This window comes from Micromonospora sp. NPDC049799 (assembly GCF_040656655.1).
Taxonomy (GTDB): domain Bacteria; phylum Actinomycetota; class Actinomycetes; order Mycobacteriales; family Micromonosporaceae; genus Micromonospora.
In genome coordinates, this window is record NZ_JBFAMU010000151.1 from 1 (window position 1) to 10,638 (window position 10,638).

General features: G+C 74.1%; 10 protein-coding genes and 1 pseudogene. 7 read left to right on the forward strand and 4 right to left on the reverse strand.

Going from position 1 to position 10,638, the window contains the following annotated elements; all coding sequences use genetic code 11:
* Positions 1–184: pseudogene (locus tag AB0I76_RS14040) on the reverse strand (TIGR03085 family protein); the annotation flags it as partial.
* 182 nt (positions 185–366) lie between these two features.
* Here AB0I76_RS14040 and AB0I76_RS14045 point away from each other — a divergent pair.
* The 3 genes from AB0I76_RS14045 (at position 367) to AB0I76_RS14055 (ending at position 4,926) form a co-directional block, all read left to right on the forward strand.
* Positions 367–2,253, forward strand: a complete 1,887-nt coding sequence (locus AB0I76_RS14045; protein ID WP_357034440.1) for an ABC transporter ATP-binding protein — start codon at positions 367–369, stop codon at positions 2,251–2,253.
* Positions 2,254–2,305: 52 nt separating this feature from the next.
* A complete protein-coding gene (locus AB0I76_RS14050; protein ID WP_357034441.1) occupies positions 2,306–4,099 on the forward strand; it encodes an ABC transporter ATP-binding protein in 1,794 nt (597 codons plus the stop codon).
* A 65-nt stretch (positions 4,100–4,164) separates the two neighbouring features.
* On the forward strand, positions 4,165–4,926 hold the full coding sequence (locus tag AB0I76_RS14055) for a DUF2470 domain-containing protein (protein ID WP_357034443.1): 762 nt from the start codon (positions 4,165–4,167) through the stop codon (positions 4,924–4,926).
* A 7-nt stretch (positions 4,927–4,933) separates the two neighbouring features.
* Here AB0I76_RS14055 and AB0I76_RS14060 read toward each other — a convergent pair whose 3' ends face one another.
* The 3 genes from AB0I76_RS14060 to AB0I76_RS14070 form a co-directional block, all read right to left on the reverse strand.
* Entirely contained in the window at positions 4,934–5,530 is a 597-nt protein-coding gene (locus AB0I76_RS14060) for a TetR family transcriptional regulator (protein ID WP_357034444.1), read from the reverse strand.
* A 75-nt stretch (positions 5,531–5,605) separates the two neighbouring features.
* The gene (locus tag AB0I76_RS14065) at positions 5,606–6,361 is read right to left on the reverse strand and encodes an ABC transporter permease (RefSeq protein WP_357034446.1); all 756 of its coding nucleotides are present in this window, start codon (positions 6,359–6,361) and stop codon (positions 5,606–5,608) included.
* Positions 6,358–7,089 carry an ABC transporter ATP-binding protein gene (locus tag AB0I76_RS14070; protein ID WP_357034448.1) on the reverse strand — a complete coding sequence of 244 codons (732 nt, stop codon included), beginning with the start codon at positions 7,087–7,089 and terminating at the stop codon, positions 6,358–6,360. The genes AB0I76_RS14065 and AB0I76_RS14070 overlap by 4 nt, the downstream gene beginning before the upstream one ends.
* Positions 7,090–7,196: 107 nt before the next feature.
* Here AB0I76_RS14070 and AB0I76_RS14075 point away from each other — a divergent pair, with 107 nt between their 5' ends.
* The 4 genes from AB0I76_RS14075 to AB0I76_RS14090 all read left to right on the forward strand — a co-directional run.
* Positions 7,197–7,589, forward strand: coding sequence for a MerR family transcriptional regulator (locus tag AB0I76_RS14075; protein WP_357034450.1), 393 nt, complete (start codon positions 7,197–7,199; stop codon positions 7,587–7,589).
* Positions 7,583–8,587, forward strand: a complete 1,005-nt coding sequence (locus AB0I76_RS14080) for an aldo/keto reductase (RefSeq protein WP_357034452.1) — start codon at positions 7,583–7,585, stop codon at positions 8,585–8,587. The genes AB0I76_RS14075 and AB0I76_RS14080 overlap by 7 nt, the downstream gene beginning before the upstream one ends.
* 81 nt (positions 8,588–8,668) lie before the next feature.
* A complete protein-coding gene (gene hisI, locus AB0I76_RS14085) occupies positions 8,669–9,094 on the forward strand; it encodes a phosphoribosyl-AMP cyclohydrolase (RefSeq protein ID WP_357034454.1) in 426 nt (141 codons plus the stop codon).
* A partial coding sequence (locus tag AB0I76_RS14090; RefSeq protein WP_357034456.1) for an anthranilate synthase component I occupies positions 9,091–10,638 on the forward strand: 1,548 nt, incomplete at its 3' end. The genes hisI and AB0I76_RS14090, both read left to right, overlap by 4 nt.

Consider the following 10,638-nt stretch of genomic DNA (forward strand, 5'->3'; position numbering starts at 1 on the left):
CGGCGTGCCCGCGCAGCGGGGGCAGCAGGATGCCGCCGGCGGCGTCCGGCCGGCGTTCCCGCAGCACCAGGTGGGCGGCCAGGTCCCGCGTGGCCCACCCCTCGTTGAGCGTCGGTGCGTCCGGTCCCAGCGTTCCGAAGAGATCGGCGAGCGCCTCGCGCTCCGATCGGGCGTACCGCGGCATGGCCACGATCCTAGGGCGGGCGGGCCCACGCCGCCGGTGGAGCGCTGGTCGGCGCGGGCCGCGCGGCGTGGCGTCCGGTCGTGGCGCGGACGTGACGCTGGACATAGGGCTCCCGGGTCAGCGGAGCGGTCCCACAGCGGTAAGGATGGGAGAGATAATTGCGGCTTACGGCGGGGGAGAGTGTGGCGACCAGGACAAGTCGGGACGTGCTCGCCCGAGGGCTCGTCGTCCTCGGGAAGGCGATCCGGGAGCAGCCGCGGATCTTCGCGGTCGCGGTGAGCGGCAGCGTGCTGTTCGGTCTGATGGTGATCGGCAGCGCGTACGTGGTCGGCGGGGTGGTCGGCGACGTGGTGGTGCCGGCGATCGAGCGCGGCTCGGTGGAGGTCGGCGCGCTCGCCCTGGCCGCGGCGACGCTGTTCGGCATCAGCGTGCTCCGGGTGGTGGGCATCTTCGGCCGGCGCCTCGGTGCCGGCTACATGCAGTACCGCCTCCAGGCCGCCTACCGCCGCCGGGTCACCCGCCGCTACCTGGACCTCCCGCTGTCCTGGCACCACCGCAACGCCACCGGCACCCTGCTGTCCAACGCCAACTCCGACGTGGAGGCGGCGTGGTACCCGATCGCCCCGCTGCCGTTCGCCGTCGGCACGCTGGTGATGCTGGTCGGAGCGGTGGGCACGCTGTTCGTCACGGACTGGGCGCTGGCCCTGGTCGGGCTCGCGGTCTTCCCGGCGCTGTTCGCGCTCAACGTCGTCTACAGCCGCCGGATGGCTCCCCGGCAGGCCCGGGCGCAGCTGCTGCGCGCCGAGGTCAGCGGCATCGCCCACGAGAGCTTCGACGGCGCGCTGGTGGTCAAGACGATGGGCCGGGAGGCGCAGGAGACCGACCGGTTCGCCGCCCACGCCCGGGAGCTACGCGACGCCCTGGTCGCGGTGGGCCGCCTCCGCGGGGTCTTCGACCCGATGCTGGAGACCCTGCCCAGCCTCGGCACCCTCGCGGTGCTGGTGGTCGGCACCATCCGGCTGCGGCAGGGCGCGATCAGCGTCGCGGAACTGGTCAGCGTGGCGTTCCTGTTCACCGTGCTGGCCTTCCCGGTCCGCGCGATCGGCTGGGTGCTCGCCGAGCTGCCCCGCAGCGTCGCCGGCTGGGACCGGGTGCGCCGGGTGCTCGACGCGACCGGCGAGATGCCGTACGGCGAGAGGGTCCTCGACCCCGCCGACCCCCGACCCGCCACGCTGACCTTCTCCGACGTGCACTTCGCGTACGAGCCGGCCGAGGCGCACCTGCCCGGCACCGAGGTGCTGGGCGAGGTCACCTTCACCGTCCCGGCCGGCCGGACCGTCGCCCTGGTCGGCCCGACCGGCTCCGGCAAGTCCACCATCGCGTCGCTCGCCGTCCGCCTGGTCGACCCGCACGCCGGCTCGGTCAGCGTCGACGGTGTCGACGTCCGCGACCTCACCGCCGCCTCGTTGGCCGGCACCGCCGCGCTCGTCGCCCAGGTGCCCTTCGTCTTCGACGACACCGTGCGGGCCAACATCACCCTGGACCGGCCGGGCATCGGCGACGAGGACGTGTGGGCGGCCCTGCGGCTGGCCGAGGCGGACGGCTTCGTCGCCGCTCTCCCCGAGGGCCTGGACACGCGGGTCGGTGAGCGGGGCACCTCGCTCTCCGGCGGCCAGCGGCAGCGGCTCACCCTCGCCCGCGCGCTCGCCGGCCGACCCCGACTGCTGGTGCTCGACGACGCGACCAGCGCCGTGGACCCGCGGGTGGAGGCCGCCATCCTGGCCGGTCTGCGCTCGTCCACGGGTGCGGCGGGAGCGCCGGCGGCGTCGATCCTGGTGGTCGCGTACCGGCGGGCGACCATCGCCCTCGCCGACGAGGTCGTCTACCTGGAGCAGGGGCGGGTGATCGCCCGGGGTACGCACACCGAGCTGCTCGCCACCGTTTCCGGCTACGCCGACCTGGTCACCGCCTATGAGCAGGCGGAGGTCGAGCAGGCCGAGCAGCGCACGTACGCCGACGAGGTCACGCCGCCGCTGGCGTCCGGCCTGGAGATCGAGGTGGACCGGTGAGCGCGAGGAGTGAGCTTGCGAGCCCCGCAGTCGCGAACGAAAGGCCAGTCCGGTGAGCAGCACCACGACGACCCCGGAGGAGGGGCGCACGGAGCCGGCCGAGACGACCTGGCAGACGCTGCGGCGAGGGCTCGCGCTCTCCCCGGAGCTGCGGGTGGGCCTCGCCGGCACGCTGGGCCTGGCGCTCGTCTACATGGTCGGCCGGGCGGCGGTGCCGGTCGCCGTCCAGCAGGGCATCGACAGGGGCATCCTCGGCGGGCTCGACCTGGGCGTGGTCTGGACGGTGGTCGCCGTGACGGCCGCGGTGCTGGTGGTGACCACGCTCTGCGGCTACCTGATGATGCGCCGGCTCTTCACCGTCAGCGAGACCGCGCTGGCCAACGTGCGGGTCCGGGCGTTCCGGCACGTGCACGACCTGTCGATGCTGCACCAGCAGTCCGAGCGACGGGGCTCGCTGGTCTCCCGGGTCACCAGTGACGTGGACCAGATCACCCAGTTCCTCCAGTGGGGCGGGGTGATCCTGCTGATCAACCTCGGTCAGCTGGTGGTGACGACGCTGGTCATGTTCGTGTACTCCTGGCAGTTGACCCTGGTGGTGTTCGCCGCGTTCCTGCCGGCGGTGTTCGTGATCCGGGCGCTGCAACGCCGGCTCGCCGGGGCGTACGGGGTGGTCCGGCAGCGCACCGGCACCCTGCTGGGGACGATCGCCGAGAGCGTGGTGGGCGCGCCGGTGATCCGGGCGTACGGGATCGCCGGGCGCACGGCCCGTCGCCTCGACGAGGCGATCGACAGCCAGCGGCGCGCGCAGCAGAAGGCGATCCGGATCAGCATCCTGGGCAGCTCGGTCGGCGAGCTGGCCGCCGGGGTGGCGTTGGCCGGTGTGGTGGTGCTCGGGGTGACCCTCGGCGCCGACCGGAGTCTCAGCATCGGCGAGGTGACGGCCTTCCTGTTCCTGGTCACGCTCTTCATCCAGCCGGTGCAGATCGCCACCGAGGTGCTCAACGAGGCGCAGAACGCGATCGCCGGCTGGCGCCGGGTGCTGGACGTGCTGGACGTCGAACCGGACGTCGCCGATCCGGGGGCCCAGGGCCGGGACCTGCCGTCCGGGCCACTGGACATCCGGTTCGCCGGGGTGCGGTTCGCCTACCCGGGCGGCGCGCCGGTGCTGCACGACATCGAGGTGGAGATCCCGGCGAAGAGCCGGGTGGCGATCGTGGGGGAGACCGGCAGCGGCAAGACCACCTTCGCGAAGCTGGTCACCCGGTTGATGGACCCCACCGAGGGCGCGGTGCTGCTCTCCGGTGTGCCGCTGGACCGGGTGCGGTTCGCCTCGCTGCGGTCCCGGGTGGTGATGGTGCCGCAGGACGGCTTCCTGTTCGACGCGACGGTGGCGGAGAACGTCCGCTTCGCCCGTCCGGACCTGACCGACGCGCAGCTCACGACGGCCTTCACCGAGCTGGGGCTGGCCGACTGGCTGGAGGGGCTGCCGTCGGGGCTGCACACGCCGGTGGGGGAGCGCGGCGAGGCGCTGAGTGTGGGGGAGCGGCAGCTCGTGGCGCTGGCCCGGGCGTACGTCGCCGACCCGGACCTGCTGGTGCTGGACGAGGCGACCAGCGCGGTCGACCCCGCCACGGAGGTGCGGTTGCAGCGCACCCTGGACGCGGTGACCCGGGGACGGACGACGCTCGCCATCGCGCACCGGCTCTCCACCGCCCAGTCCGCCGACGAGGTGATCGTGGTGGACCGGGGGCGGATCGTGCAGCGCGGCCCGCACGACGAATTGGTGCGCGACCCCGGGTCGATCTATGGCCTGCTCTACGCCTCGTGGCTGGAACAGACCAGGTAGACGCGACGGTCGTGGTGCTCTACCCTCCGAGTTAGGTGAGCCTAACCTACTGAGGAGGTCGTGCCGTGCGACCCAGCCCGGCGGAGATCGTCCGCACCCTCGTCGCGGGCCGGCTGCCCGGTCTCGTCCACGTGGCGCACCGGCCCGGCCCGCACCACGCCCGGCACGTCACCGACCCGGACGGGCGGGTGCTCCTGCTCGTGCCCGTGGTCAGCGACCTCGCGGCCGCGCTGCGACCGGTCGACGGTGGCACCGACGTACCGGCGGTCCTGGACGTCCTGGACCTGCCGCCGTCGGCCGGCGCGCCGTCGCTCGGCCGGGCCTGGGTCTCCGGCTGGGCCACGCCGCTGCACGGGACCGAGGCCCGCGCCGCCGCGCTGGACTTCGCGGCCGTGGAGCCGACCGGTGACCTGCTCGACGTCGGCACCCGCTTCCGCCTGTTCCGGTTCGAGGTGGCCGAGGCCCGCTGGGAACGCGCCGGCGCCGTGCGCCGGATCGACCCCGGGGCGTACGCGGAGGCCGAGCCGGATCCGCTGCACGCCGCCGAGGGGGGCCTGCTGGCCGACCTCGCCGACCAGCACGCCGACCGGATGGCCGCGTACCTGCGTCGGCAGCTCGGCCTGGCCGACGGCGGCCCGGGGACCGCGCCGCGGGTGGTCCGGCTGGACCGGTACGGGATGCTCGTCGCGTACGGCCGGCCGGCCGCCCGTCGCCGCGCCCGGCTGACCTTCCCGCGTCCGCTGGCCGAACCGGCGGACCTGGCCCACCTGCTGCGCCCGGTGCTGCGCCCCTGCGCCGGCACCCCGCGCCCCGCCGAGCACGCCTGACCCTTCCTTACACCTTGAGGGGGGCGGTGAGGTAGCGCTGGAGGGTCGGCGCGATGGCGGCGACCAGCAGCTCCGGATCGGCGGAGGCGGCCGGCTCCAGTTTCACCACGTGCCGGACCATGGCCAGCCCCATGAGCTGGCTCGCCACCAGCGAGCCGCGCATGGGCAGCTCCGCCGGGTCGACGTCGAGGTGCTCCAGGACCCGCCGGAGCACCTGGGTGGTGATGAACTCGCGCAGCAGCCGGGCGGTCCACTCGTTGCTGAGCGCCGAGCGCAGCAGGGCCACCCCGGCGGTGCCGGCGGGCGAGTCCCACACCCCGAGGAACGTCCGTGCCAGTCGTTCGCCGATGCCGTCCCGGTCCCCGGCGAGCACCGCCGGCAGCAGCTCGCCCGGGTTCAGCGGCGCGTTCATCGCCGCCAGGAAGAGCTGGTCCTTGTTGCCGAAGTAGTGGTGCACCAGCGCCGGGTCCACCCCGGCCACGGCGGCGATGGCGCGGATCGAGGCGGCGTCGTAGCCCCGGTCCGCGAACGCGTCGCGTGCCGCCCGCAGGATCGCCTCCCGGGTGTCCGGGTTGCCCGGTCGCCGTCCCGTTCGCCGCGCCATCGCCGTCCTTCGTCCCTTTCCCGTCCTGGCCCGCCACCGGTCGTGCCGTGGTCGGCGGGCCGTGCCCCGCCGGCGTCAGCCGCTGCGGCGGCGCAGGGTCGCGGCGGCGAGCACCAGGGCCAGCACCGCCGACCCGGCGACGACCGCCAGGTCCCGCCACATCGTGCCGGTGGGTTCGGCGTTGGCGCCGACCTCCTGCAACGCCTCCACGGCGTACGACAGGGGCAGCGCGTCGCTGACCGCCTGCAGCCAGCCGGCCATCTCACCCCGGGGCACGAACAGCCCACACAGCAGGAGCTGGGGGACCACCACGAGCGGCATGAACTGTACGGCCTGGAACTCGGTGCGGGCGAAGGCGCTGCAGAACAGCCCGAGCGCGACGGCGAGCACCGCGTTCAGTGCCGCGATCAGCAGCACCAGGCCGCTGTGCCCGGCGGTGTCGAGGTCGAAGACCCAGTACGCCACGGCCGAGGCGATCACCGCCTGGACGGAGGCGGCCAGACCGAACGCGAGGCCGTAGCCGAAGAGCAGGTCGAGCTTGCCCAGCGGTGTGGTGAGCAGGCGTTCCAGCGTGCCGGTGGTGCGTTCGCGCAGCATCGCGATGCTGGTCACCAGGAACATGATCACGAAGGGGAAGAAGCCGAGCATGATCAGCGCGACCCGGTCGAAGGTCGAGGGCGCGCCGGGCGGGGCGGGCTGGTCGACGTACATGAAGTAGACCAGGGTGAGCAGCGCGGACGGCACCACCGCGAGCAGCGCCAGGGTGCGCCGGTCGTGCCGGAGCTGGCGCAGGATGCGGCCGGTGGTGGCGGCGAGGATCCGGGGATTCACGACGCCTCCTCGACGTCGGCCTCGGTGGCGCGGATCAGCCGGAGGAACGCTTCGTCCAGGTCGTCGGAACCGGCGGCGGCGCGGATCGCGTCGGGGCTGTCGTCGGCGATCAGCCGCCCCTCGCGGATCAGCAGCAGCCGGTCGCAGCGGGCCGCCTCGTCCATCACGTGACTGGAGACCAGCAGGGTGGTGCCCGTCGCGGCCATGGCGTGGAACTGCGCCCACAGGTCGGCCCGTAGCACCGGGTCCTGGCCCACGGTGGGCTCGTCGAGCACGACCAGCTCCGGCTCGGCGACCAGGGCGCAGGCGAGCGACGCCCGACTGCGCTGACCGCCGGAGAGGGTGCCGACCAGTTGGGTGGCGGCGCGCGCGAGCCCGACGTCGGCCACCGCCCGGTCGGCGGCGGCCCGACCCCGACCGTGCAGGGCGGCGAAGTAGCGGGCGTTCTCCCGGACCGTCAGGTCCGGGTAGACGCTGGGCGCCTGGGTCAGGTAGCCGACCCGCCGGCGCAGATCGGGCGACCCCGCCGGCCGGCCGAGCACGGTGACGGTGCCGGCGGTGACCACCTGCACCCCGACCACCGCGCGCATCAAGGTGGTCTTGCCGCTGCCGCTGGGCCCGAGCAGCCCGGTGACCGCCCCGCGCGGCACCACCGCGTCGATCCCGTGCAGCACCCGCCGCCCGCCCCGGTCGACGACCAGGTCCCGGACGACGATCGCGTCCTCCATGACACCTCCCCAAAAACTCAACACCTGTTGAACTCAACGCTAGATGAATAACCGACCTGCGCGCAACGGTTGACTTCGCGTGCACTCGAACTGGAAGCCTTGAGCCCGTGGACATCAGCACGCGGGAGCCGACCCTCACCGTCTCCGAGGCGGCCGAGCGGGTCGGCCTGACCACCTACACGCTGCGCTGGTACGAGCAGGAGGGGCTGGTGGCCCCGGTGGGGCGCGACTCGGCCGGCCGGCGGCGGTACACCGGGCGCGACGTCGACTGGCTGCTCCTGCTCACGCGGCTGCGCCGCACCGGGATGCCGGTACGCGACATGCGCCGCTACGCGGAACTGGCCCGCCACGGCGACGCCACCCTGCGGGAGCGGCGGGCGCTCTTCGAGGCGCACCGCGCCAGGGTGCTCGATCGGATGGCCGAGTTGGAGGAGGACCTGAAGGTGCTCGACTACAAGATCGACATCTACCGGCGGGCGGAGGAGGGGAACGCATGGTGAGGCGACGGGTGGGCGCGCGCGGACCGGAGGTGTCGGCCGTCGGCCTCGGCTGCATGGGCATGAGCTTCGCGTACGGCGCGAGCGACGACACCGAGTCGACGCGGACCCTGCACCGTGCCCTCGACCTCGGCGTGAACCACCTCGACACCGCCGACATGTACGGCGCGGGCGCGAACGAGCGGCTGCTCGGCCCGGTCGTCCGGGCCCGCCGCGACGAGGTCTTCCTGGCCACCAAGTTCGGCAACCGGACCAGCGGCGCCGGCTCCGGCGGCACCGGGACCCCCGGCTTCTTCGTGGACAGCAGCGCGGCCTGGGCCCGCGAGGCGTGTGACGCGTCGCTGAGCCGGCTCGGGATCGACACGATCGACCTCTACTACCTGCACCGGCGCGACCCCGCGACCCCGATAGAGGAGACCGTGGGCGCGATGGCCGAGCTGGTCGCCGCCGGCAAGGTACGCCTCATCGGGCTCTCCGAGGTCAGCCCGGCCACGCTGCGCGCCGCGCACGCGGTGCACCCCGTCGCGGCGGTGCAGATGGAGTACTCGTTGTTCAGCCGGGACGTCGAGGGCGAGATGCTGGCGACCTGCCGGGAGCTGGGCGTGTCGCTGGTGGCGTACTCGCCGGTCGGGCGGGGCCTGCTCACCGGGGCGATCACGGGTCGCGACCAGCTTGCCGACGACGACTGGCGACGCCACGCTCCGCGCTTCGCCGACGGCAGCCTGGACGCCAACCTGAAGCTGGTCGAGGCGGTCCGGGCGGTGGCGGCGGAGATCGGGTGCACGCCGGCCCAGGCGGCGCTGGCCTGGCTGCTGGCCCAAGGCGGGGACATCCTCCCGATCCCGGGCACCAGGCGGGTCCGGTTCCTGGAGGAGAACGCGGCGGCGGCCGACCTGCGGCTCGGCCCGGACCAGGTGGCACGGCTGAGCGCGGCGGTGCCGCCCGGAGCGGCGGCCGGCGAACGGTATCCCGAGGCGGCGATGAGGTTCGTCGGCCACTAGGGCGGGTGTCGACCGGACCGGCATTCTGGCAGACGGGAGCCCGCTCCGGTGCCCGCGCCGCGTGCGGGACAATGGGTCACTGTGCCCGTACCTGACGCGCCGGTGAACGGCGCCCACCCCAGCCCGCAGCCGGCGGACGGCCCGGTCCGGCCCTCCCGGCTCGACCCGGCCATCGCCGACCGGCTGCGCCGCACCCCGGACGGTCTGGTGGCCGCGGTGGTCCGCCAGCACGACTCCGGGGAGGTGCTGATGGTCGCCTGGATGGACGACGAGGCGCTGCACCGCACCCTGACCACCGGCCGCGCCACCTACTGGTCGCGCAGCCGGAAGGAGTACTGGGTCAAGGGCGCCACCTCCGGCCACCACCAGTACGTCCGCTCGGTCGCCCTGGACTGCGACGGCGACGCGCTGCTGGTGAGCGTCGACCAGGTCGGTGCGGCCTGCCACACCGGGCACCGCACGTGCTTCTTCTCGGAGCTGCCGGTCAGCGCCGGGGGGCAGTCGTGACCGACGGCACGGTCAGCCCGGACCTGGCCACCTTCGCGGCCCGCGCGGGAGCCTGGCGGGTCGTTCCGGTCACCCGGCGGCTGCTCGCCGACGCGGAGACCCCCGTCGGCGTCTACCGCAAGCTCGCCGGCGGGCCGGGAACGTTCCTGCTGGAGTCGGCCGAGCAGGGGGTCGGCTCGGCCGGGCTGGCCTGGTCGCGGTACTCCTTCATCGGTGTGCGCAGCAGCGCCACCCTGACCACGTCCGAGGGTGTGGCGACGTGGACCGGGCAGCCGCCGGCCGGCCTGCCCACCTCCGGTGACCCGGTCGAGGTGCTGCGGGCGACGGTCGAGGCGCTGGCCGGGCCGCCCCCCGACCCGGCCGCCGACCTGCCGCCGCTGACCGGCGGGATGGTCGGCTTCCTCGGCTACGACCTGATCCGGCGTTTCGAGCGGCTGCCCGACCTGACCGAGGACGACCTCGGCGTGCCCGAGCTGGGCATGATGCTCGCCACCGACCTGGTGGTGCTGGACCACTACGACGGCTCGGCGATCCTGGTCGCCAACGCGGTCCTCCCGCCGCCGGGTGAACCGGACCGGGACGCCCGGGTCGTCGCCGCGTACCACCACGCCGTCGGCCGGCTGGACGCGATGACGACGGCCCTGTCCCGGCCCATCCCGCCGATGATCTCGACGGTGGACCGGCCGCCGGCCGGTGACGTGCTCTGCCGGACGCCCGAGGGCGGCTACCCGAAGGCCGTCGAGGCGGCCAAGGAGGCGATCCGGGCCGGCGAGTGCTTCCAGATCGTGCTCGCCCAGCGCTTCGAGCGGGAAACCCACGCGGACCCGCTGGACGTGTACCGGGTCCTGCGCACCACCAACCCGAGCCCGTACATGTACCTGCTGCGCTTCGACGGCTTCGACATCGTCGGTTCGTCGCCCGAGGCGCACGTGAAGGTGACCACCGCCGTTGACGGGGAGCGCCGGGCGCTGCTGCACCCGATCGCCGGCACCCGCCCGCGCGGGAGCACCCCGGAGGCCGACGCCCGGCTCGCCGCCGAGCTGCTCACCGACCCCAAGGAGCGGGCCGAGCACGTGATGCTGGTCGACCTCGGCCGCAACGACCTGGGGCGGGTGTGCCGGCCCGGCACGGTCGAGGTGCCGGAGTTCGCCACCATCGAGCGTTACAGCCACGTCATGCACATCGTCTCCACGGTCGTCGGCATGCTCCGGGAGGACCGGACGGCCTTCGACGCGCTCGCCGCGACGTTCCCCGCGGGCACGCTCTCCGGCGCGCCCAAGGTGCGGGCCATGGAGATCATCGAGGAGCTGGAGCCGGTCCGGCGCGGCCTCTACGGCGGCACCGTCGGCTACTTCGGTTTCGGCGGCGACCTGGACATGGCGATCGCGATCCGGACCGCCCTGATGCGGAACGGGCGCGCCTACGTGCAGGCCGGCGCGGGCGTGGTGGCCGACTCCGACCCGGCCGCCGAGGACCAGGAGACCCGCAACAAGGCCGCCGCCGTGCTCGCCGCGATCGCCGCCGCCGAGACCCTGCGGCCGGCC